This window comes from Variovorax sp. PBS-H4, from assembly GCF_901827205.1.
In the GTDB taxonomy this organism is placed as follows: Bacteria; Pseudomonadota; Gammaproteobacteria; order Burkholderiales; family Burkholderiaceae_C; genus Variovorax.
In genome coordinates this window covers 3159704-3181908 of record NZ_LR594675.1, presented here as the reverse complement: position 1 = coordinate 3181908, position 22205 = coordinate 3159704, and the positions used below count along the sequence as shown (strand labels likewise).

Genomic DNA, 22205 nt, shown 5'->3' with positions numbered 1-22205 from the left:
GAAATCAGTGCATGACGAAGCCGCCGTTGACGGCAAGCAGTTGGCCGGTCACGAAGCGCGCCAGGCCGGAGAGGGAAAACAGTACCGCGCCGCAGACGTCCACCGCCTGCTGTTCGCGCGGGAGGGCGCGGCCCTCGAGGTACTTCTGGTGGCGCGCCAGCGGCACGTATTCGGTGGCCTCGACCAGCGTGAGCCCCGGCGCGACGGCGTTGACGGTGATGCCGGCCTCCCCCCACTCGCGGGCGAGCGAGCGGGTCATCGAGATCACGGCGCCTTTGCTCGATGCGTAGGCCAGCAGCTTGGGTGCGCCCCAGAGTGCGGTGTCCGACGCGAGGTTGACGATCGCGCCGCGGCCGCCCTGTGCAAGCGCCGGTTGGCAGGCGCGGCTCATGAGCCAGGTGCCGCGCACGTTGACGTCCATCACGCGGTCCCACGTCTCGATGTCCAGCGCATGGGCGTCGCGGCCGCCCGAGTTCGTGATTGCGGCGTTGTTGACCAGGCCGTCGAGGCCGCCGAGCGCCCGCACCGCGGCGGCGGCGCCGGCCTCGATCGAGCCCGGGTCGCACAGGTCCAGCGCCAGCGCATGCGCCTTGAAGCCGGCATCGCGCAGGGCCTGGGCCTCGGTCTGTGCGAGATCCGAAAGAATATCGGCCAGCACCACGGACGCACCCGCGGCGGCAATGCATTTGGCGAACGCCAGCCCGAGACCGCGCGCGGCGCCGGTCACCAGCACTCGGCGTCCGGCGAGCAGGTTGGCCGGCAGCTCGGCCAGCAGGCTCTGCAGGCTGTCGGGATCGGGGATGGCCTTGATGTCGGTCATGCCTGCCTCAATCCGCTTGAATGCCGAGTTCTTTGATGATCTTTCCGAAGCGCTCGAAGTCGGCGGCGTTGGTCTTTGCCAGCACGTCCGGCGCGCCGCCCAGCGGCAAGGCGCCCAGGACCGCCATCTTCGACACCACGTCGGGCATCTTGAGGATCTCGTTCATGTGGCCGTTCAGCGTCTTCACGATCTCGGGCGGCAGTCCCTTGGGACCGAACAAGCCATGCCAGGCCGTCACTTCGACGTTCTTGTAGCCCAGTTCCGCAAACGTGGGCACGCTGGGTGCGAGTGCCGAGCGGGCGCGGTCGGCGACGGCGAGCGGCAGCATCTTGCCGGCGGCCAGGTGGGGCGCGATCGGGCCGTAGGTGATGTAGGTCAGCGGCACATGGCCGCCCAGCACGTCGTTGACCGCGGGGGCCACGCCTTTGTAGGGCACGTGGCCGAGGCTCATGCCCGCGGCCTTGTTGACCATCTCACCCAGGATGTGCATCGGCGAACCGCTGCCCGGGCTGGCATAGGAGAGCGACTGGCCCTTGGCCTGCACGTCCTTCAAGCTCTTCAGGCCGGCGCCCGAACCCGCCACCAGGAACAGCGGCAGCGTGCCGGTCTCGATGATGGGGGTGAAGCCGTTGAGCACGTCGTAGCTGGAGCTGCCGCCGGTCTTGAGCACCAGTTGCGCGATCGAGAAGGTGCTGGGGGCCAGCAGCAGCGTGTAGCCGTCGGCCGGGGCCTTGGCGACGAAGCTGCTGCCGATCACGCCGCTGGCACCGGGCCGGTTGTCCACCACCACCGGCTGGCCCGTACGCGTGGCCAGCTTTTCGGCGAAGAGGCGCGCGAGCGCGTCGGTGTCGCCACCGGCCGGGTAGGCAACCACGAGGGTGATCGGCTTGGCCGGATAGCCTTGCGCCCACGTGGGGAAAGCGGCGCTGGCGGCGGCAATGGAAACGGCCAGCGCGAGCGCCTGGCGACGGGTGGGCTTCATCATCGTGGTGTCGATCCGTGGACTGGGTGAGTGGGTTTTTGTTCCATTAGTAAAACGTTGATTTATTAATGGAACGGACAGGCGAAGAATAATCCTGAAAGGCTCAGGTTGTCTAGCCATAAACCCTGGTCCGAACGCGTTTGCCCACGCCCGCGTGAACGCGAACCGGCAGCTAGGCCTGCGTGGATGGGTGGGATCATTTCCCGAAGACACCCGGCTGAGCGCCAGGTTCAGGCGCGTCGAGCACTGCACGCCAGCCCGAGGCGGCGGGCGGTGGATCGGCTACTTCAATCCGCCGCAGGCAGCGCCGGTCATCGAGAGCGGGCTGGAGCCGGCAGCGGCCAAGCCCTGAACGTCAGGACGCATCGATGCCGGCACGCAGCGCTGCGGCCAGGATGGCCTGGCGCAGCGCATCGTTGCGAGCCAACGGCCCGCCGATGCGCGTCCCGGAAAGAACGCCCTTCACACGGTCGCCGAACAGCAGCATCGCCCTGTCGCGATCGCGCTGGCGCGACATCCAGACCAGCCCATCGGCGTCCTTGCACTGGCGGTGCAATGCCTCGGCCCATCTGGCCGTGTCCACGTAGTCGCGTGCCGGGCTGGCGATGAGCTCTTCCTTGGGGACCTTCAGGCGGTGCAGCCCTTCGCTCGTCAGGTCCACCAGCAGGAGTTCGCGGTTGGGCACGAGCTGGCCGTGGCCGCGGTGCGCGAAATCGTCGAGGGCGACGAACTTGTCGGGTGCGTCGATCGGCACGTCGTGGAAGACCGTCTCGAAGATCGCACAGTCCAAGGTCGCACCGCCGTAGAGGTAGGGCACGACCCGGCCCTTGGCGTCGCGGATGGGCGCGAAGCGGGTGGACTTGCACAGCGTGCCGGCGCCATCGATGCCGGGATTGAAGCTCTCCGGGGCAAAGGCCGTGTCGTGGATGACGTGGATCAGCGCGCCGGCCGGCCAGCGATCGAAGAGAGGGTCGAGAAGCGGCGCCGGTGCGCGGCAACTCAAGCCGCGCTCCCTTCCGCATCGCGGCGTGCCGCCTCGATGACAGCTTGCGGATTCGATGCCAGGAGATCGACCGGCCGCGCACTGTCGGGCAACCAGCCGTTGTTCGAGGTGAACCACAGCGCGAGCTTCCAGGGCGCCCGGCGGTCGCCGAAGGCTTCCAGCACGGCCTGCACCGCCTTGATCGGCTTGTGGTCCTCGAACTGGAAGGCGGGATAGACGTCGCGCTCGCGCGCGCTCTTGTCGGGATGCGGCACCGCGAATACCTGGCGCCGCTTGCGCCAGTTGTCCACCAAGGCACTGCGGCTGCTGGCCTGCGAGCGGTTGGCGTCGGCCAGCTGCTCGGCCGTGAAGTACCCGAAATCGTTCAGCACGCGGGCATGCCGCCGGGCGAGCCGCTGGGCCATCTCCCTGTCGATTTCGCTGGGCTGCACCATCTGCCCCGCCATGAAGTCGACCACGGCCTCGATGCGGCGCTCGCGGGCCTGCGCCGTCTTTTCGAGCAAGGCGCGTTCGAGCATCGGGAACGAGGCCAGCAGCACCTTCGAGATCGCCTCGTCCTTGATCTCCAGCAGGAACTTGCGTGCGCTGGTCTTTCGGGCGGCCCGCGCGGAGGTATAGGGCTCCAGCGACAGCAGGTCGCCGTGCAACTTGGCGGTGAGATCGGATGTGCTCATGGACGTCTTGGTTTGATCCGTTTGACCTGATTCTACCGATCTATGTCAACCGGATCAAACAAGAGGTCAAGGGAGACGCGGGCGTGGCGCCGGCAGGTGCGTCAGGCTTTTCAGGCATAGCGTTCGAGGCCCAGGCCTTCCATGTCGATCTCGGGTGAACGGCCCGCGATCAGGTCGGCCATGACCCTCCCGGTGCCCGCCGCCATGGTCCAGCCCAGGGTGCCGTGCCCGGTCGCCAGCAGCAGGCCGGGAATCTGCGTCGCGCCCAGCAGCGGCGTGCCGTCGGGCGTCATCGGGCGCAGGCCGGTCCAGAACTCCGCCCCTTCGACGCTCCCGCCTTCCGGGAACAGGTCGGTGACCACATGCTCGAGGGTGTCGCGCCGCCGGTCGTTCAGGCGCAGGTCATAGCCCGAGAGCTGCGCCGTGCCGCCGGCACGAATGCGCGCGCCCAGGCGCGTCACCGCGACCTTGAAGGTCTCGTCCATCACCGTCGACTCCGGCGCCATGGCGGCATCGGTGATCGGCAGCGTGATCGAGAAGCCCTTGACGGGATACACCGGCATGCGGATGCCCAGCGGTCTCAGGAGAAGCGGCGAATGGCTGCCCAGCGCGACCACATAGCGGTCGGCATGGAAGGGGCCGGCATCGGTATGGACCGCGACGACGCCCTCGGCACTGCGCGCCACGTCGGTGATGGTCACGCCGAACCGGAAGCGCACTCCGGCGGCCTCGGCCAGCCGCGCCAGGCCCTGGGTGAACTTGAAGCAGTCGCCGGTCTCGTCGTCCGGGAGGCGCAGCCCGCCCACGAACTTGTGCCGCACGACGGCCAGCGCCGGCTCGTACTGCACGCAGCCCTCGCGGTCGAGCAGTTGGTAGGGCACGCCATAGGCCTTGAGGATCTCGATGTCCTTGGCCGTGCCGTCGAGCTGCTCCTGCGTGCGGAACAGCTGCAGCGTGCCCAGCGAACGCTCGTCGTAGCGGATGCCCGTCTCGGCGCGCAGTTGCCGCAGGCAATCGCGGCTGTACTCGGCCAGCCGCACCATCCGGCTCTTGTTGATCTCATAGCGCGCCTGCGTGCAGTTGCGCAGCAGCGCGATGCCCCAGCGCCACATGGCGGGATCGAGCATGGGCCGGATCACCAGCGGGCTGTGGCGCATCAGCAGCCATTTGACAGCCTTCGCCGGCACGCCGGGCCCGGCCCAGGGCGCCGAGTACCCGGGCGAGACCTCGCCCGCATTGGCGTAGCTGGTCTCCAGTGCCGGGCCGTCCTGGCGCTCCAGCACCGTGACCTCGTGGCCGTCCTTCGCAAGGTAGTAGGCGACCGTGGTGCCGATGACGCCGCTGCCGAGGATCAGGACATTCATGCAGCTTTGCCTTGTTTCGAAGGGGTTCCCTGCCCTACCCCAGCCCGAGCGCCGACAGCAGTTCCTGCGCCGAGAGCGGCTGCGGCCGGGCGGGCCACGCTTCGATCAGCGCCACCATCTTGGCGCTCAGCGGCGCGCGGGCGCCGTTGGAACGCGCGAGCCGCACCACCTCGCCGCACAGCTCGTTGATCTCGGTGCGGCGGCCCAGCGCCAGATCGTCCGCCATGCTGGAGCGCGCCTTGTCGTCGATGCGCAGCATGCGCGCCGCGATCACCTTGAACAGCGGATCGGGCAAGCGCAGGATCGTGGGCATCCGGCGCGGCGACACGGCCGCAAGTTGCGCTGGCTTGATGTGGGCCCACGCAAGTGCCTCCAGCGCCTCGTCCATCAGGGCCGCAAGGCAGCGGCGGTAGCCGCGGTCCATCAGCTGCTGGCGCAGCGGCAGCCCCGACAACGCGTTGACCGGGTTGTTGAGATTGAGCAGGAGCTTGCCCCACTGCACCGGCAGCATGTTGGCGTGGCGGTCGATCGGCACGCCGGCGCTGTCGAACACGGCCAGCCAGGGCCGCAGCAGCGCATGGTCCTGCACGGCCAGGCGGCCGGTCGTGCCCCTGTGAAACGCGCCGCGATCGATCTCCGCGACGTTGTACGGCACCATGCCCGCAAGCACCCGCAAGCCGGGCGCCACCCGCGCCGCCGTGGCGGCGTTCGAGATGCCGTTCTGCAGCGAGACCACGGGCGTGCCCGGCGGCAGCACCTCGCCCAGCTCGGCCGCGGCTGCCGCAGTGTCGCTGCTCTTCACTGTCAGCAGCACCAGGCCCGGGTGCACGCCGCGCGGAATTCGCTCGGCTGCGCGCAGGCTGCCGGGCGGCACGTAGCGTTCGCCGCCGTCCAGGTCGCTGACGCGCAGGCCGTGCCGCTCCAACGCCTCGAGCACACGGGGGCGGCCGACGAAGAACACCCGAACGCCCTCGGACGCCAGGCTGCCGCCAACGTAGCATCCGATGGCGCCTGCCCCCATCACCAGCACGTCGACGGGCGGAACTTCAGCCATGTTCGGAAGCGGCCGCCCATGGCGGCGCGAGAAAGTGGAAAGCGATCCGGAGAGCCCCTTGCATCCGCGCGACTATGGCACGGACGGGCGCGGCTGTGGCAGGTGTTCAGACCCGTTGCGCGACCCAGTCCTGCACAGAGGCGAGCGCCTTGGGAAGTCCGGCCGCATCGGTGCCGCCGGCCATTGCCATGTCGGCCTTGCCGCCGCCCTTGCCGCCCACCTGCTGCGCCACGAAGTTGACCAGCTCGCCGGCCTTGACCTTGCCCACGCTGTCGGCGGTGACGCCGGCCGCGATCTGCACCTTGTCGCCATCCACCGCCGCCAGCACGATGGCCGCGGTCTTGAGCTTGTCCTTGAGCTTGTCCATGGTGTCGCGCAGCGTCCTGGCATCGGCGCCGTCGAGCTTGGCGGACAGCACCTTGATGCCCTTGACCTCGACGGCCTGCGCCAGCAGCTCGTCGCCCTTCGAGGACGCCAGCTTGCCCTTGAGCGCGCCGACCTCGCGCTCGAGCGCACGCACTTGCTCCAGGACCTGCACCAGGCGTGGCTGCACCTCGGGCACCGGCGTCTTGAGCGTGGCCGCGACGCTGTTGACCGTGGCCTCGAGGCCCTGCAGGTACGCCAGCGCATTCGCGCCGGTCACCGCCTCGATGCGGCGCACGCCGGCCGCCACGCCGCCTTCGCTCACGATCTTGAAAAGGCCGATGTCACCGGTGCGCGCCACGTGCGTGCCGCCGCACAGCTCGCGGCTGGTGCCGATGTCGAGCACGCGCACGGTCTCGCCGTACTTCTCGCCGAAGAGCATGACGGCGCCGGTCTTCTGGGCCGCCTCCATGTCCATCACGCGCGCCTGCGTGGCCTGGTTCGCCAGGATCTCGGCGTTGACGCGGCGCTCGATCTCGAGCACCTGCGCTGCCGTGACCGGCGCGTTGTGCGCGAAGTCGAAGCGGGTCTTGTCGGCATCGACCAGGGAACCCTTCTGCTGCACGTGCCCGCCGAGCACCTCGCGCAGCGCCTTGTGCATCAGGTGGGTCACGCTGTGGTTGCGCATGGTGGCGGCGCGCAGGGACGTGTCGACGCGGGCCGTGACCGTGTCGCCGACCTTCAGCGTGCCCTGCGTCTGCGTGCCGTGGTGCCCGAAGACGTCGGCCTTGATCTTCTGCGTGTCGTCGACGCCGAACTGCAGGCCTTCGGCCACCAGCACGCCCTGGTCGCCGACCTGGCCGCCGCTCTCCGCATAGAAGGGCGTGGTGTCGAGCACCACGATGCCGGGCTGGCCTTCTTTCAGTTCCTGCACCGGCGCGCCTTCGACGTAGAGCGCCAGCACGCGGGCCTGTTCCTCCAGGTGCTCGTACCCGGTGAAGGCATTGGCCCCGCCTGCGTACTCGACGGCACGGTCCATCTTGAACTTGCCGGCAGCGCGGCCGGCGGCCTTCTGCTTTTCCATCGCGGCATCGAAGCCGGCGGCATCGACCTCGACGCCGCGCTCGCGGCAGACGTCGGCCGACAGGTCCAGCGGAAAGCCGTAGGTGTCGTGCAGCTTGAACGCCACGTCGCCGGGCAGCACCTTGGCGCCGCCGGCCAGGGCGGCATCCAGGATCTCCATGCCATTGGCGAGCGTCTCGAAGAAGCGCTCTTCCTCGGCCTTCAGCGTCTCGGTGATGCGCTGTTCGTCGGCCACCAGCTTGGGGTAGGCCTCGCCCATGAGCGCCACGAGGTCGGGCACCAGCTTGTGGAAGAAGGGCTTCTTCTGCCCCAGCTTGTAACCGTGGCGGATGGCACGCCGCACGATGCGGCGCTGTACGTAGCCGCGGCCTTCGTTGGAGGGGATCACGCCGTCGGCCACCAGGAAGGCGGTCGCGCGGATGTGGTCGGCGATCACGCGCAGGCTCTTGTTGCCGAGGTCCTTCTCGCCGGTCTCGCGCGAAGCGGCCTTGACCAGCCGGTCGAACAGGTCGATTTCGTAGTTGCTGTGCACGTGCTGCAGGATCGCGGCCAGGCGCTCCAGGCCCATGCCGGTGTCGACGCAGGGGGCGGGCAGCGGCTTGACGCTGCCGTCGGGCTGCATGTCGAACTGCATGAACACGTTGTTCCAGATCTCGATGTAGCGATCGCCGTCTTCATCGGGCGAGCCGGGCGGGCCGCCCGCGATCCCGGGGCCGTGGTCGTAGAAGATCTCGGAGCACGGGCCGCAGGGGCCGGTGTCGGCCATCATCCAGAAGTTGTCGGACATGTAGCGTCCGCCCTTGTTGTCGCCGATGCGCACCACGCGCTCCGGCGGCAGGCCGATGACCTTGGTCCAAATGTCGTGCGCCTCGTCATCCTCCTGGTAGACCGTGGCCCAGAGGCGCTCGGCCGGCAGCTTGTAGACCTGCGTCAGCAATTCGAACGCCCAGCTCAGCGATTCGCGCTTGAAGTAATCGCCAAAGCTCCAGTTGCCCAGCATCTCGAAGAAGGTGTGGTGCCGAGCGGTGTAGCCCACGTTCTCCAGGTCGTTGTGCTTGCCGCCGGCCCGCAGGCAGGCCTGCACCGAGGCCGCGCGGACGTAGGGGCGCTTGTCGGTGCCGAGGAACACGTCCTTGAACTGCACCATGCCGGAGTTGGTGAACATCAGGGTCGGATCGTTGCCCGGCACCAGCGAGCTCGACGGCACCACGGTATGACCCTTGGAGGCGAAGAAGTCGAGGAAGGACTTGCGGATGTCCGCGACGCTGAAGGTGGGCTGGCTCATCTTGGGATTGGAGTTCTGGGAGAGGCGGCCGGCTGCGGGCAGCCCCTGCATCGAACCCACCTGACCATTGATCTGCTGAGCCGTGGATTATAGGTTTGGCCCTGCCCTTGCCGCCCTTGCGGCCATGTATCCCTCGCGGTGCTGAACCGGGGCCGCTATGCCCTGCGGCATCTGTGGCATCGGCAGGCAGGAAGTGAGAACGTGGTCGCGGTGGTTGTAAGGTGTCGCCATGCCGGCCTGCAACCCCCCACGCTGGAAAATCTCCGACCTGGATTTCTCGTCCATTGCGCTCGACCGCGTGCGCTCGGACGAGACCCATTTTTACCTCGCCTGCTCGGCCTCGTTCGTCGAGAGCGGCTCCGACCTGTACACCCGCAACCTGGTCGACCTGTTCGCGGGCGACGACGAGGTCACCACCTGGCTGCGCGAGCACTGGGAAGCCGAGGAACTGCAGCACGGCAGGGCACTGCGCGCCTATGTGCAGCATGTGTGGCCGGAGTTCGACTGGGAGTCTGCCTTCCGCGGCTTCCTCGAGGAGTACTCCACCTACTGCAAGGTGGAACTGCTGGCGCCCACCCGCGGCCTGGAGATGTCGGCGCGCTGCGTGGTCGAGACCGGCACCGCCACCTACTACCGGGCACTCGCCCGCGGCACGCGCGAGCCGGTCTTCCGCGACCTCGCGACCCACATCGCCAACGACGAAGTCAGCCACTACAAGCAGTTCTTTCGCTTCTTCCGCCGCTACCGCGAGCAAGAAGGGCTGGGCCGCACCCGTGTCATGCGTACGCTGGCGCGGCGCACCTGGGAGCTCAGGAGCGAGGACGCCGATTGCGCCATCCGCCACATTGCGAAGGCCCGTGCGCCGGAACGCGCCGAGGACGCGCGCTACCTGCGCGAGATGAGCAGCCGCATGGGCCGGACGGTGGGCCGCAACATCAGCCCGGGGACCGCGCTCAAGATGCTGATGCGCCCGTTGGAACTGCCGCGGCGGGTCGAGGCGGCGGTGCAGTTCCCCATCGAGCAGTTCATGACGCGGGTGTTTCTGCGCTGAGCGCGTCCGCGGCGCTCGCGGCGCGGGCAGTCGGGTCTACCTTGGAACGGATGACGGGATGTCGTGCCTCGAGGCACCGGCGCGAGCGACGGACGCACAATATGCGTTTGAATTGAATTCGCAAGGAGCAGTGAGCAGATGAGACACGCCTCGGTACATGACTTCCTCGATCATGTCGGCAGCTGCAATCCGGGACAGCCGGAGTTCCTGCAGGCGGTCGCAGAAGTCATGGAGAGTCTCTGGCCCTTCATTGCGGCCCACCCCAAGTACGCGGAGCATGGCTTGCTGGAGCGGCTGGTCGAACCCGAGCGCATCGTCATGTTCCGGATCGCGTGGACCAACGACCACGGTGACGTCCAGGTCAACCGCGGCTACCGCATCCAGCACAGCTCGGCGGTGGGGCCCTACAAGGGCGGCATGCGTTTCCATCCGTCGGTCAACCTGTCGATCCTCAAGTTCCTCGCGTTCGAACAGACGCTGAAGAACGCGCTGACCACGCTGCCCATGGGTGGCGGCAAGGGCGGCTCGGACTTCGATCCGAAGGGCAAGAGCCCCGGCGAGGTCATGCGCTTCTGCCAGGCGCTGGTAACCGAACTGTTCCGTCACGTGGGCAGCGACACCGACGTGCCGGCCGGCGACATCGGCGTGGGCGGCCGCGAGGTCGGCTTCATGGCCGGCATGATGAAGAAGCTCAGCAACCGGGCCGACTGCGTGTTCACCGGCAAGGGCCTGAGTTTCGGCGGCTCGCTCATCCGTCCGGAGGCCACGGGCTACGGCACGGTGTACTTCGCGCAAGAGATGCTCAAGCGCGCCGGTCGCAGCTTCGAGGGGCTGCGCGTCAGCGTCTCGGGCTCCGGCAATGTCGCGCAGTACGCAGTGCAGAAGGCCATGGCGATGGGCGCGAAGGTGGTGACTGTGTCGGACTCCAGCGGCACCGTGATCGACGAGGACGGCTTCACCCCCGAAAAGCTGGCCGAGCTGATGGAAGTCAAGAACCACCTCTATGGCCGGGTGAGCGACTATGCAGATCGCACCAAGACCAACTTCAGGGCAGGCGCCAAGCCGTGGATCGTGCCCGTCGATGTCGCCCTGCCCTGCGCCACGCAGAACGAACTGGGTACGGACGACGCGGCCATGCTGGTGGCGAACGGCGTGAAGTGCGTCGCCGAAGGGGCCAACATGCCGACGACGATGGACGCGATCAAGCGGCTGCAGGATGCCGGCGTGCTCTACGCACCGGGCAAGGCCAGCAACGCCGGCGGCGTGGCGACCTCGGGGCTGGAGATGAGCCAGAACGCGATGCGCATTTCATGGCCGCGCGAGGAAGTCGACCGCCGCCTGCACGACATCATGGTGGGCATCCACCAGACCTGCGTGCAGCATGGGTCGCGGGCCGACGGGACCGTCAACTACGTGGATGGCGCGAACATCGCGGGCTTCGTCAAGGTTGCGGACGCGATGCTGGCGCAAGGGGTCGTTTGAGCGTTCGGGCTCGCCGCAGCCCGGCCTGAAGCCGAGCCGACGTGCGCGGGCCTCGTTGCCGATCGGTTCTATCGATCAGCGCATGGGTGCGCGATGAGCACCGCACTGATCATGCCGACGGGGATGGCGGCGAGTACGTTGGTACAATCCGCGCCTGCTGCGGGTGTAGTTCAATGGTAGAACTTCTCCCCCGAGGGAAGTGTAGCTTTCTGCCCGAAAACCTACACCAAAACCTATACTAAATTCAGAGGTGCTTCAGCCAGTACAGGCCGTCGCCGAAGGCCCACCGGCCGCCGGGCTCGTAGAGCCTGTAGCCGCACCGTATCAGGTTGTTTGAGCTGGCGTGGTTCGTGAGGTGCGTGTCCGTCACCATCACCGCCATGCCGCGCCGGCGGCCAGCGTTCTCGCGAACCTTGATGAGCCGCCGCTGCAAGCCGCGGCCTCGGTGCTCCGGCGCGACGCCCGCGCGCGCGAGGTACCCCATGGTCGGATGGCCTTGGCAGGGCCGCAGCGCCGCGAACCCAACGGGCTGCTTGTCAAGCCAGACCACCCACCACTGGTCGTGGTCCTCTACGGTGATCGGATCATCGCCCGGCAGGCACTCGACCTGCAGCTGGGTGAGCAGCAGTGCGTTGGTGCTGCGCCGAACCAGGTAGCCCACGACACCCCCTACTCGTCCATCAGCGCGCGCAGCGCCTTGTTCTCGCCCGTCAGGGCTTTGACTTCGGAGTCTCGTCGCTGAACGATGCTGCGAGCTTCTTCCGAAAGGTCTGCAGATCGAGCAAGTAGCTCTCCTGCTTCTGCAAAAAGTCCGTCGAGGGCCTGGGATCGATCGCCGACATCGCCGTTGTCGGGGCAGCTGGCTTTGGCTTCTGGCCGACGACGGGCGGCTGCGGCGTAGGCGTCGCGCAGCCCGGCAGACAGCTGGCCATTGCTGCGCTCAGCAGCAACGCGAGCAGCGGTTTCTTTCGAGAGAGCATCGGAAATCCCTTGTTGTGCGGCCGCGAACGCGGCCATCTTTTCTGAGGTGCGCAGTGCGTCGGTCAGCGCCACGCGCGCGCGGTCGGCCTCGAGCTGTGCGGCAGCGGCGCGTTGCCGCTCCAGCTGCGTGTGGGCGCCGGCCAGGCGCAGGGTCTGAACGCCGGCCGCAGCCGCCAGCGCGGCGATCACGCCGCCGACCAGGTAGACCTTGGCGGCGGCGAACATCATTGCGGATCCTTCGGCGGCGCAGCGGGCCGGCGCATGCCGAACAGGTCAAACCAGGCCTGCATGCAGATCTCGGGGAGGAGGAGCCACATCAGCGCACCCCTTCGACGGGCTGGGTTGATCGGCCCCATTCCTGGTTGAGTACTCGATCGAACACCACCGCGGCGCGCGCTCGGTGGTGGAGCCTGTCATTCCTGCGCCGGCGGCACGCCCAGGACGAGTACCAGCCCTCGGACACGTACAGCGCGCCAAGAACGAGTGCTGGCATCATCGAATCCCCGCTTCCGCGAGCACTGCCTGCGCGAAGGCCTGCGGCTGCATGTAGTGCTCCTGCCACAGCGCGGCGACGCGCTCGGGCGGCACGCCGGTGGTGACGTGGCCCTTCTGAACGACCTGGTTGAATCCGACAAATAGGTGACTCGGATAGACGTCGACGAATTCCTCTCCCTTGGTGATACTCAACCCGCTGACGCAGCCGTTCGCGTCCACCTTCACGGTGAAGTCGGGGGACAGGGCCGGCCACGCGGCGCACGGTCCGTCGTGGCCGTGGCCGCGCGTGCAGCGCCAGCCTTCCGGGGGAACCTTGCACTCGGTCAGAGGTGTGTGGGCGCGGCGGCCTTCGAATAGGTTCATGGCTGCCTCGCGCACAGGATGACGAGGAAAGGTGCGAGGGCCATAACGGCCGCCGCGGCGATTGCGGTGAGCTGGAGAGCTTTTTTCATTTTTCTTGTTGCTCCAATTGGCGATGCTTCCGGCCGCGGAGTCTAGGGTCGTCGACCTTGGAAGGGAATCCCAGGGCGCACATGAGCTCGGCGAAGGCCTGCGGCGACAAGTCGCCGCGCGCTCGGTTCGCAAAGTTCGAAGCCCAAACTACGTTCTCAAGTGTGTAGCCCTCGCTGGGGTTCAGCCGGTCAACGGAGGGGCGCATCGGGTGCCGGGCCTGGCCGTAGTCGAAGTCGATCGGCAGCCCGGTCCAGAAGCAGTGTCCCTGCTGCTCGAGCCAAAGGTCCCGGAGGGCCGAGGCGGTCAAGTCGAAGCCCATGCCTTTCTTGGCGGCCCGGCTCTTTGCGTACCTGGCAAAGTCTCGGAACGGCGTTGGGGTGCGCAAGCCCTACTTTCCGAACGCGGCCTTCAGGCGCTGGTCGTATTTGTTCTTGGCCTGCTGGCTGCCGTTGTAGAACTCGGCGAACGGCGTCCAGTTGCCGGTGGCCACCGCCTGCTTCAGCGCCTTCAAGCCCTTTCCGCCGCGGTCGTGCATCACGAACTCGCAGAAGGCAAGCAGTTGCGCCAGCTCACCGTCGTACATCGCGTTGATGAAGTCCTGCAGCGTGTGGAAGCCGCACGAAGCGAAGTTCTCACCGAGCAGTTGAAAGGCGCCCCAACTGGCGCTCATCAGCGCCGCCGGGCGCGCCAGCGCGGCGGCCCTCGCCAGGCGCTCGTGCTCGCGCGCGTTGCGCACGTCCATGTTGGCGCCGGTGGCGTAGAACCGTGAGGTCCATGTCCGGAAGCTCAGGTCCGGCACCATCGCGTCGAACTTGCCGCCAGTGTTTCGATGGAAGACGTGGCCCTCAAACAGGATGCGCGGGCGCCCCTCCGGATCGAAGCCGCCGTTCGGCGCCTCGACCGTGCACACCGCCTTGACGGCCGCCGGCGGCACGCCCAAGCGCTCTGCAGCGACCTGGAAGTCGGCCTCGGTCAGGCGCGGCTTCATTCGTGGGCCTGCAGGCGAAGAGCAGCTTCCGCGTCCTCGAGCTCAGCGCGGGCTTCCGACACGCTCTTCTGCGGCAGCGCGCTCGCGACAGGGATCAGGGCGACGAGCACCATTCGCAGGTACTCACGAGTCTCTGCGTCGAAGTCCGTGAAGACGCCGAGCAGCGCGATGTTGTCGACGGCCCACTGCAGCGCGCCGGGCGCGGCGACGGCGGCAACGGCAAGCCAGGTGGTGATCTTGAGCGCCAGGACTTTGAGGCGCAGCTTGAGGATGGTGACGTTCATTTTGTTTTTCTCCGTCGGTTCCAGACTTTGAAGACCGCGCCGACGCCGTACACCGCGCACCCGAGGGTGAACACCATGTGCGCGTGGCTTGGGCTCCACGAAAACTGCAGCAGGTTCATGGCCTCTACAGCAGACCCAACCCCGACAAGGCCGAGGCCCGCGCGTTGGGCGAAGTTGTCATCGAAGTTCGGATCCAGCGTTGCGACTACAGCCAGGATCACCAGCGTGACGAGGGCGGCAAGGTAGAGGTCCTGCATGTCATGCCTTCCACTTGCGAACGCACCACGCCCATGCCTCCTTGGCCATCTCCTTGGAGTCAAGCATCTGTATGACCTCGTACCCCTTCGAGACAATGGCCATCCCGAAAAGGCCAACGAGGAATCCGACCAGGCCCTCAGCACGCGGCGTGCTGAGCCACTCTGCGATCGGCGTGGTTGCGAAGTAAGAGAGCGCGCTGCCGCCGGCCGCCATCCCCAGCTTCTCTGGCCAGGTGCCCTGGAGGAACTTCATCGACACAAGAGCGCCGGCAATTCCCGCGGCGAGTTTCGTAGGGCTCAGGCCGGAGAAGGCGTCGTCAGCGTTCAGCATTCGGAGGCCCAGGTTCAGGCCTGATCGGCAGCGACTGCGGCGGCGAGCTCCGAACCCTTGGCTCGGAAGTCTTCACGCATCTCGGGCGGCATCGCGTTCCATTGCGCCGGGCCGAATAGGAGGTGGAAGTTTTCAAGTTCTCGCGCGCGCGACTCGGGAGTCATCACGTTCAGGACGGCCTGGTACTCCTCAAGAGTCAGGCCCGGGCTCATCTTCAATTTGCGGGCGATGTGGATGGACATGGTCAGTTGCTTCTGCGGGTTCTGAATGCGCCGCATACTGGGAACATCCACTCACGAACTCAATCCCGGGGCAGATTCAAAGTTCGCCACTGGCGGCTCCTGCACGACTCCGGTGCGTGCGCGCAGCGCCTCCCACTTCCTGAAGAAATCGCCGCGCTCCTTGGGCCTGAGGGTCTGCCAATAGGCAGGTGCTCGAATCACCTCGCGGTAGGTGGACACCTCCTGCTGGAGCTCGGCTGGGCTCATTGAAGCGATCGCAGTCCGGTACGCCGAGAGCGACACGGAAGAAGTCAGTTTGGGGTTGGTTGCCACGTTTCTTCCTTCAGGATGTCGGCCACGGAGCGGTCGGAATTGCGAATGACGGCGCGACCCCGACAGAGATACGGAGCTGAGCAAACTGACCGAAGAACGGCGCGCCCAGATACGAGCCCTCCAAGCCAAGGCGCATCGCCTTGGTGGAGTTGAAGTTGGTCGTGTTGCTGGTGACGAACGCGACTTCCGTCGTGTTGCCGCCATCGCCCAGCTTTCCGATCCGGATGGCAAGCCGGCCGCTCTGGCGCACGAGCTGCGCGATGCGCCAGCTGCTGTCTCTGCAATCGACTCCACCGAACAGCTCGAGGCCCGCGCCGTCGCCGTAGTAGTAGAGCTGGCCGGCGTCGTTGGTCCACAGGCCCCACGAGAAAAGGCCGTCGGCGTCGTAGTTGGTGAGCAGCGTGCGGAACGAGTTCGAGGTACTGGTGAGGCGGAACAGGAGCTCGACGCCGAAATCTCCAGACCCGAGGATCGCCTGGCTCGTGGCGGACACCAGCGAGTTCGTGGTTCCCAGCAGCTCAAGGCTCTGCAGCCCGGCAAACGGCGGGTTGGAGGAGGTCCAGGTGGGTGCGCTTCCGGTGTTCGACCAGGCGCTGCCCTTGACGGGGGTGGCGTTGCCGTTGAGCGGAAGGAGGACCGTGCGCGACGCGAAGTTGGGGTCGCCACCAGCGGCCGCCGGCGGCCGCTTGAACCGCATGGCCGCGAACGGCCTCACGCTTCCTGCCCCACCGCGATCACGTCCCACTTCGTGTCTTCGGTGTTGAAAATCATGGCGAGGTACAACGTCTTGCTCACCACCGTGGTGGTCGGCAGGGTCACGCCTATGGCGCGGTACTGCGTGCCGTAGGTGATGGCACGCGCGGTGCCGTTGTCCTTGATGCGGATCACCATGCCCCAGCCGTCCACAGCTGTGCCCGTTGGGTTTGCCAGGGTCAAGGCCGCGGCCTGCGCGGTGATCTTGACCATGTCGTTGGAGAAGGTCGGCGTGACGGTCGCGGACGACGTGACGGACTGAACCCCAGGCGCCTTCGGCGCCTTGTCCGGAGCTTCCGGCTGCCAGCTCGATCCGTTCCAGATGAGCACCGAGCTGGTCGTGGTGCTCCAGACCATGCTGCCGACGGCAGCGGGCACCGGCGTGGTGGCACCGCTGGCGAGGGCCAGGCTGACCAGCGTGAGCGGGCCGAGCTGCTTCATCAGCCGATGACGACGACGCGGTAGGCGTTCGAGGCCGGTGCCACGGCGAAGGTCAGCGTGACCACCGTGGTGCTCGTGGCGACCCAGTCGACCTCAACGATCGCGTTGGTCGAGGCGTCGCGCACCTGGACGTGGACGTCCTGCGTTCCCAGGCTGTGCGTGATGGCGATCGAGGTGGCCGAGCCATCCCCCACCGTGGCGCTGTACTTGCGCGCGACCGTGCTGTCGACAGCGATCACGCCGCCGGAGATCGAGATGCCAGTGCCCTGCGTGTAGGTCGTGCCCGCGCCCGTCTGCACGAAGGCAAGCGACGTGGTGCCGATCGTGATGGCACCGTTGGTCGTCATGGTCCACTGCGTATCCGCGTTGGCCGTACCCTCCTCGACCATGACTGTGGTGTTCGCGGTCAGCTTGGCGGCAGTGTCAGCGTCCGTCGCGCGCGTCATCGCGGCGGCGGATCCGTTGAAGACGTAGATGCCGTTCTGCGAGGCGGTCGTCTGGTTCTTCAGCAGCACGCGGTCGCCGTTCGACAGCGTGACGCCGTCGATCGCCGTGCCAGGCGCGGAGATCGTGACGTTGGCGGTCGAGGCGACGCGCACCGAGTCCTTGAAGTCCCGGCCCTGAGACACCGCGTCGAGCTGCTGCTTGGTGACTGCGTCCGTGGCGCTCGTGCCGTCGGCAAGGCCCGTGATCTTTCGCCCGTTGAGCGCCACGTCTGCCGTGGGCGCCGCCATCTGGTCAAGTCGGCTGGTGCGGACCTGCGCGTCGAAGTCGCTGATCGTCGCGGCTGTCTGCGTGCCGGTGTGGTTCGCGCGCGCGAGCGGGTTGGTCGTGAGCGCGGTGTTCGGGATCGACCCGGCGGCTACCTTGCTCGCATCGGACGGCACCCAGGCAGTTCCGTTCCAGGTGTAGGCCGCTCCGAGAACAGTGTCGAAGTAGCTCTGGCCGACGCCCGGAGAGCTCGGGGCCGTCGCAAGGTTCTGCAGCCGGAACTGCAGGGACTCGAGCTTGTTGTGGTCGATCGATACGAGGAACTTGCGCGCCATGTCCTGGCTCCTTTAATTGAGGTAGGCGATGCCCGAAAAGCCGCCGGCGAACGACAGGCGCACGGTGTTGATGTCGAGGTACTCGATGTCCCCCTCGACGTGCGAGCCGGCGCTGTCGACAACGGCCACGCTGGGAAACTTTCCGAGGTTGTGGGTCACGGTCCAGACGGCCTCGGGGACTGCCTGCGCGTGCTGGTAGAACGAGTCGTTGGTCGCGCCATCGCCCTTCTCCCCCTTGTCACCCTTGAAGATCTGCTGCAGCCCGAGAGCCAGTGGCTGCGCCTTGGGGAACTCGACCGTGAGCACGCCCGCGCCTACCGGCGAGTACAGGTCGATGGGCTGCTCCGGTCGATCGAAGTCGAGGACGAGCTCGCCGGTGGGGGACGACAGTTCGACGGGATCGCTCATGCGACGTCTTCCATGAGGTTCACGATGAACGTGGCGCTCGAGAACACGTAGGGCGGCGTGGTCGCGCTGTTGGTGAACTGGATGTCGGCGTTAAGCTTTCCGATCGGCCAGGCCGCGACGTCCGCGGCGCTGGCGTACAGCGACAGTGCGTAGCGAGTCTCCGCTCCGGACGGCGGCGTGAGCGTGGCAGTGACCGGAAACTTGTTGCCGGTCTTCTTTTCCTGCACCTTGCAGAGCACCGACCAGGTGCCGGACGGCAGCCACCCTTCCGGGAGAAATCCGGAATAGGACAGGGTGTCACCGCGCTTGAGGTCGAGCATGCCGCTTGTTCTTCTTGTTCTGGGGCTGGGGCGCATACTGGAGCGGTCAAGCTCCGGAATGCAATCCCCGCCTTACGGGCTGTTCGTCGTGCGGGTCGTGAACACCGTGCCAGGCAATCCCAGGAACCCGCCGTACTCCCCGCCTGCATCAAGCGTGGGGAATGGGGTGCCCGTACGGAGAGAATGGGTACTGCGAGTTCGCGCGGTAGGTGTGAACCCCGCCGGCCGTGGGGTCTGCCGCCAAGATCACCTTGTTCGACTTGTTGTAGCCGTCCACGTGGTCGACCTCTGTCACGTCCAGCCGGGAGTCCTCGAGCGACCCCGCGAGGAACCCGGTGTTGGCCGAGGTGTTGACGCCAGTGTTGAGTGAGAGCTGCCACCAATTGATGCGACGGTTCTTGCGGTCGGTGGTTCCGAACATCTCATCCAGGCATCCGGGGGCGCCGCTGCCGTCCTCGTACACAACACCCAGCGGGTCGACGTCGTAGTCCTTCACGCCGAAGACGTGCGTGATCTGCTCGCCGAGGCCGGAGAAACTTCCGATCTCCGCGATCTCCGAGGCCACCGGCGTCTGGTCCGGCTGATACCCGCCGATGACCCAGCGGCCGCAGGAGAAGATGTGGCAGGTGCCACCGTTCTCTTCTGTGACGATGAAGGTCCTCGCGGACTTGGGCGCCGGGATCATGTACGGCGTGTTCGGCTCGTGGCGCGTCCAGTCCTTGGACCAGTAGTTGTAGGCCACCGTGCCCCGAATGCCGCAAATTTTCCCGGGCATCGTCACCGTCTTGATGATCGTCGGCATCGCTGTCGGATGATCAGAAAGCAGGTAGGGCCACTGGTTGGGGGCCATCCCCAGGTTCTGCGTCTCCAGGTTGCTCGCCGACGAGCCGAAGTACATGTCGTTGAAGTACGTGAAGAGCGGGCGCAAGTCGATGAAGCACACCGTCTTCTCGGACTTGGAGGCAATCGTGAGCAGTCCCCCGCGGTTGACGTATTGGCCGAGGTCGTTGTAGTCCAGGAAGCGAGCGCGATTGCTGGCTAGGGGTGACCCGAGCTGCCCAATACCCGCGGGTTGACCCATGTAGTAGAGAGGCACGTACGGGTGCAGCCCGGTGTTGGAGAAGCAGTGGGTCGGCGCCTTCATGCTGGACGGCAGATCGAGGTAGCCGATCACCTTCATGAACGCCCAGCCGCCCTCGTTCTTCAAGCCAGGGTGGCACATGTCGGTCCAATCGTGCCACCAGTCGTACCAGTTGCTGGTGTTCTGCCAGGTGCAGCCCATGGGCACGCCGCCGAGCGCAATGATTGCCACCTGGCCCTTGAAGTTGATCAGGTCCCAGACCGTGACGAAGGCGAACTCCGCGCCGCTGGTGAAGTCGATGGCTGTGGGCACCTTGCCGGGAGCAAGGGTGCAGCTGCCCTGCTGCTTGGCGGTAAAGGTGCCCATCGTGAAGACCCGGGACCCGCGCGTCAGGCTGCCCTGCGTGGCGCCCACCGCCATGCGGCCGCACCCGGAGTCGGCGGGGCCGCACCAGTGGCCCATCACGATCGGAAGGTCGGCCGCATCGGTGGTGCTGAGGATGCCCTGCTGGGTGTAATCGGCGATCGCCGGCAGCTGCAGAGAACTGCCCTCCTGCCACCGGGCCTGCGGCCTCTGGGCGGTCGTCCGGCGGTCCTGCGCCCAGGTCAAAAAGGCACGCACGGCCGTAGCGACGGACGTGCCGTTGCTCGGCGGGCGCGACAACGACCACCCATCGCTGGTGATGAAGTCGTTGAACGAGTTGTTGTCTTCCGTGCCGAACTGGTAGTAGATGCTGACGCCGCTGCCGTACGTGATCGGGGCCGGCTGGTCGGGACGCTGCGTGAGCGTGTGCACGCCGGTCTTCGTGGCGGCGGGCCCGTAGCGATACGCCAGGCCCTTGGTCGGCTCGGAGAAGTTGCCCCCAATGTCGTTGTAGGCCTGCTGCACGACGGCGCCGGAGCTGTTGACGATGTCGCCCGCGATCTGACCGCCCGATCCGCTCGCAGCGATCGTGACCGAGGCGGTGGCGGTGGTAGACCCGGCGGTGTTCGTGGCGGTCAGCGTGTAGGTCGTGTTGACCGACGGCTGGACCATCACGGAGCCGGTCGAGGACACCGGGCCAACGCCGTTGTTTATGCTGACGGAGTCCGCCGCGGTCACCGCCCAGTCCAGCTGCGCAAGTCCGCCAGCCTGGATCGATGTCGGACTTGCCGTGAAGCTGTTGATAGTCGGCGTCGGGGCCGGCGGGGGCGCCTCGCCGTAGCCGATCGTGATCTGGCGCGAATCGCTGCCGTGGGCGTTGGTCGCGGTGATCGTGTAGGTCGTGGTCTGCGTCGGGACAACGAAGGTGAAGCCGTCAAGACTCACCAGGCCCGGGCTGGGGGTGATCGTGACGGTGTCCGCATTGCTGGTCTCCCAATCGAACCGCGCGGAGTTTCCGGGGAACACCGAAGACGTGTTCGACGTGAAGCTGTCGATGGTCGGTGGCACGCTCCCCGTCGGAACCGTGACGGCGAGCGAAATGCTCTGCGACGTCGTGCCTCCCTCGTTGCTGACCGACAGCGTGTAGGTCGTCGGCTGCGACGGTGTCACCGTCATGGAGCCGCTCGGGCTCACCGATCCGATACCCGGGGAGAGGATGGCCGCGCTGACCGCGCCGTCGCTGGTCCAGGCAAGGGTCGCGCTCTCGCCCGCTTCGATGCTGGTGGGCGACACCGTGAGGGTCTTGATGACGGGCAGTGGCACGTCCGCACGCAGCGTCAGGTCTCCCGTCACATGCCAGATGTTGTTGGATCGCTTCGTCAGCTCGACGACGCAGTAACGCGCAGCGATCAGCAGCGCGTAGCGCACATCGCACAGCACCTGCACGTTGCTGTTCGCCGGCTTGATCCGGGTGCGCCCGTCGCCGCCCATCTCGACGTAGATTCGCGCATTGATCGGAATCGGAGCCGTGGCGTGGTCTGGCACGATCACGAAGTTGTAGGCGTCCGAGAGCATCGAGATGCCGTTGCCGGCGTCCCCCAGCACAAGCGTGCGGTTGATGTTCGAGTCGCTCATCCAGACCGGGGCCCCCGCGCCGGTGCCGCTACCTCCCCCCGCCGTGGCCAGGGTCTCGTTGATGGCGGCCACCAGGCTGGTCTTGTTCGCAGTCGCAAGGGCGGTCAGGTCGGGCGCGTTGCCGTTGATGAGAGTGCGCAGCGACTTGTCCCCCACCGCGGTGCGGATCGCAAGGTTCTGCAGGTTGCTGTCGAAGCTCATTGGCTCTTCTTCTTGTTATGGCCGGGGTGTTGCGCATACTGGGTTCCTCGCCCCGCGCAGATCAATCCCCGGGCGTTTACAGGTTGTCTTCGTAGATCGCCGCCAGGTCTGGGACCGGGTCCGTGCCGGGAATCGTGGCCAGCGTGTCGTTCGACCCGGTGGCAAGGTGGGCTTCGAAGATGGCGACCAGGTCCGGCACCGCGTCGGTGCCCGGGATGGGGACGATCGACCCGGACACGCCGAACAGGTTGGCGGCGTACAGGGTGGCAAGGTCGACCGTGATGGTCAGGTCGTCGACGGCGCCGCCCGGCGTCCAGCGCGCGGTGTTGGCCTTCCATACGAAGAGGCGCTGCCCGATCATTACGGTCGCTCCGTCATAGACGTTGGCGGGAAAGAGCTGGTCGTAGGCACGCTGCGGTCCCGCGGAGATGAGCAACTCGCCGACCATGAGGC

The 22205-nt window shown here is 66.8% G+C and carries 27 protein-coding genes; 3 read left to right on the top strand and 24 right to left on the bottom strand.

Annotation, left to right across the window (positions count from 1 at the left end):
- Nucleotides 1-4: 4 nt before the first annotated feature.
- Complete coding sequence (locus E5CHR_RS15115) at nt 5-820, bottom strand: SDR family oxidoreductase (protein WP_162580606.1); 816 nt, start codon at nt 818-820, stop codon at nt 5-7.
- A gap of 7 nt (nt 821-827) precedes the next feature.
- Nucleotides 828-1802 carry a Bug family tripartite tricarboxylate transporter substrate binding protein gene (locus E5CHR_RS15110; protein ID WP_162583730.1) on the bottom strand — a complete coding sequence of 325 codons (975 nt, stop codon included), beginning with the start codon at nt 1800-1802 and terminating at the stop codon, nt 828-830.
- A gap of 190 nt (nt 1803-1992) precedes the next feature.
- Between E5CHR_RS15110 and E5CHR_RS15105 the strand changes: the two genes are divergently transcribed.
- Entirely contained in the window at nt 1993-2154 is a 162-nt protein-coding gene (locus tag E5CHR_RS15105) for a hypothetical protein (protein WP_162580605.1), read from the top strand.
- Nucleotides 2155-2157: 3 nt separating this feature from the next.
- Here E5CHR_RS15105 and E5CHR_RS15100 read toward each other — a convergent pair whose 3' ends face one another.
- From E5CHR_RS15100 to alaS, 5 genes are all read right to left on the bottom strand, one after another.
- Nucleotides 2158-2805: an RES family NAD+ phosphorylase gene (locus E5CHR_RS15100; RefSeq protein ID WP_162580604.1), complete on the bottom strand. Its 648-nt coding sequence runs from the start codon at nt 2803-2805 to the stop codon at nt 2158-2160.
- Nucleotides 2802-3479 carry a hypothetical protein gene (locus tag E5CHR_RS15095; protein ID WP_162580603.1) on the bottom strand — a complete coding sequence of 226 codons (678 nt, stop codon included), beginning with the start codon at nt 3477-3479 and terminating at the stop codon, nt 2802-2804. The genes E5CHR_RS15100 and E5CHR_RS15095 overlap by 4 nt, the downstream gene beginning before the upstream one ends.
- A 110-nt stretch (nt 3480-3589) precedes the next feature.
- Nucleotides 3590-4843, bottom strand: coding sequence for a D-amino acid dehydrogenase (locus tag E5CHR_RS15090; protein WP_162580602.1), 1254 nt, complete (start codon nt 4841-4843; stop codon nt 3590-3592).
- 34 nt (nt 4844-4877) lie between these two features.
- A complete protein-coding gene (locus E5CHR_RS15085; RefSeq protein WP_162580601.1) occupies nt 4878-5897 on the bottom strand; it encodes a 2-dehydropantoate 2-reductase in 1020 nt (339 codons plus the stop codon).
- A gap of 106 nt (nt 5898-6003) precedes the next feature.
- Entirely contained in the window at nt 6004-8628 is a 2625-nt protein-coding gene (gene alaS / locus E5CHR_RS15080) for an alanine--tRNA ligase (protein ID WP_162583729.1), read from the bottom strand.
- Between the two features lie 229 nt (nt 8629-8857).
- Between alaS and E5CHR_RS15075 the strand changes: the two genes are divergently transcribed.
- Entirely contained in the window at nt 8858-9679 is an 822-nt protein-coding gene (locus tag E5CHR_RS15075; RefSeq protein WP_162580600.1) for a ferritin-like domain-containing protein, read from the top strand.
- 138 nt (nt 9680-9817) lie between these two features.
- Nucleotides 9818-11161: an NADP-specific glutamate dehydrogenase gene (gene gdhA, locus E5CHR_RS15070; protein WP_162580599.1), complete on the top strand. Its 1344-nt coding sequence runs from the start codon at nt 9818-9820 to the stop codon at nt 11159-11161.
- Nucleotides 11162-11405: 244 nt separating this feature from the next.
- Here the strand turns inward: gdhA and E5CHR_RS15065 are convergent, their stop codons facing one another.
- The 17 genes from E5CHR_RS15065 to E5CHR_RS14985 form a co-directional block, all read right to left on the bottom strand.
- Nucleotides 11406-11822 (bottom strand): GNAT family N-acetyltransferase, encoded by a 417-nt coding sequence (locus E5CHR_RS15065; protein WP_162580598.1) that lies wholly within the window; start codon nt 11820-11822, stop codon nt 11406-11408.
- An 8-nt stretch (nt 11823-11830) separates the two neighbouring features.
- Nucleotides 11831-12370 carry a hypothetical protein gene (locus E5CHR_RS15060; protein ID WP_162580597.1) on the bottom strand — a complete coding sequence of 180 codons (540 nt, stop codon included), beginning with the start codon at nt 12368-12370 and terminating at the stop codon, nt 11831-11833.
- Between the two features lie 264 nt (nt 12371-12634).
- Nucleotides 12635-13000 carry a hypothetical protein gene (locus E5CHR_RS15055; RefSeq protein WP_162580596.1) on the bottom strand — a complete coding sequence of 122 codons (366 nt, stop codon included), beginning with the start codon at nt 12998-13000 and terminating at the stop codon, nt 12635-12637.
- A gap of 85 nt (nt 13001-13085) precedes the next feature.
- Nucleotides 13086-13409, bottom strand: coding sequence for a hypothetical protein (locus E5CHR_RS15050; RefSeq protein WP_162580595.1), 324 nt, complete (start codon nt 13407-13409; stop codon nt 13086-13088).
- A gap of 69 nt (nt 13410-13478) precedes the next feature.
- Nucleotides 13479-14078 carry an N-acetylmuramidase family protein gene (locus E5CHR_RS15045; protein WP_162580594.1) on the bottom strand — a complete coding sequence of 200 codons (600 nt, stop codon included), beginning with the start codon at nt 14076-14078 and terminating at the stop codon, nt 13479-13481.
- Nucleotides 14075-14362, bottom strand: a complete 288-nt coding sequence (locus tag E5CHR_RS15040) for a hypothetical protein (RefSeq protein ID WP_162580593.1) — start codon at nt 14360-14362, stop codon at nt 14075-14077. Before E5CHR_RS15040 ends, E5CHR_RS15045 begins: the two co-directional genes overlap by 4 nt.
- Nucleotides 14359-14619, bottom strand: coding sequence for a hypothetical protein (locus E5CHR_RS15035; protein WP_162580592.1), 261 nt, complete (start codon nt 14617-14619; stop codon nt 14359-14361). Before E5CHR_RS15035 ends, E5CHR_RS15040 begins: the two co-directional genes overlap by 4 nt.
- Before the next feature lies 1 nt (nt 14620).
- Nucleotides 14621-14950 (bottom strand): hypothetical protein, encoded by a 330-nt coding sequence (locus E5CHR_RS15030; protein ID WP_162580591.1) that lies wholly within the window; start codon nt 14948-14950, stop codon nt 14621-14623.
- Between the two features lie 14 nt (nt 14951-14964).
- The gene (locus E5CHR_RS15025) at nt 14965-15192 is read right to left on the bottom strand and encodes a hypothetical protein (RefSeq protein ID WP_162580590.1); all 228 of its coding nucleotides are present in this window, start codon (nt 15190-15192) and stop codon (nt 14965-14967) included.
- A 51-nt stretch (nt 15193-15243) separates the two neighbouring features.
- The gene (locus E5CHR_RS15020) at nt 15244-15504 is read right to left on the bottom strand and encodes a hypothetical protein (protein ID WP_162580589.1); all 261 of its coding nucleotides are present in this window, start codon (nt 15502-15504) and stop codon (nt 15244-15246) included.
- 10 nt (nt 15505-15514) lie between these two features.
- On the bottom strand, nt 15515-16219 hold the full coding sequence (locus tag E5CHR_RS15015) for a hypothetical protein (protein WP_162580588.1): 705 nt from the start codon (nt 16217-16219) through the stop codon (nt 15515-15517).
- The gene (locus E5CHR_RS15010) at nt 16216-16698 is read right to left on the bottom strand and encodes a hypothetical protein (RefSeq protein ID WP_162580587.1); all 483 of its coding nucleotides are present in this window, start codon (nt 16696-16698) and stop codon (nt 16216-16218) included. The genes E5CHR_RS15015 and E5CHR_RS15010 overlap by 4 nt, the downstream gene beginning before the upstream one ends.
- Nucleotides 16698-17744 carry a hypothetical protein gene (locus E5CHR_RS15005; protein ID WP_232062068.1) on the bottom strand — a complete coding sequence of 349 codons (1047 nt, stop codon included), beginning with the start codon at nt 17742-17744 and terminating at the stop codon, nt 16698-16700. The genes E5CHR_RS15010 and E5CHR_RS15005 overlap by 1 nt, the downstream gene beginning before the upstream one ends.
- Nucleotides 17745-17756: 12 nt before the next feature.
- Complete coding sequence (locus tag E5CHR_RS15000; RefSeq protein ID WP_162580586.1) at nt 17757-18152, bottom strand: hypothetical protein; 396 nt, start codon at nt 18150-18152, stop codon at nt 17757-17759.
- On the bottom strand, nt 18149-18472 hold the full coding sequence (locus E5CHR_RS14995) for a hypothetical protein (RefSeq protein WP_162580585.1): 324 nt from the start codon (nt 18470-18472) through the stop codon (nt 18149-18151). The genes E5CHR_RS15000 and E5CHR_RS14995 overlap by 4 nt, the downstream gene beginning before the upstream one ends.
- A 148-nt stretch (nt 18473-18620) precedes the next feature.
- Nucleotides 18621-21752 carry a hypothetical protein gene (locus E5CHR_RS14990; RefSeq protein ID WP_162580584.1) on the bottom strand — a complete coding sequence of 1044 codons (3132 nt, stop codon included), beginning with the start codon at nt 21750-21752 and terminating at the stop codon, nt 18621-18623.
- Nucleotides 21753-21828: 76 nt separating this feature from the next.
- Nucleotides 21829-22200, bottom strand: a complete 372-nt coding sequence (locus tag E5CHR_RS14985; RefSeq protein WP_162580583.1) for a hypothetical protein — start codon at nt 22198-22200, stop codon at nt 21829-21831.
- Between the last annotated feature and the right edge of the window lie 5 nt (nt 22201-22205).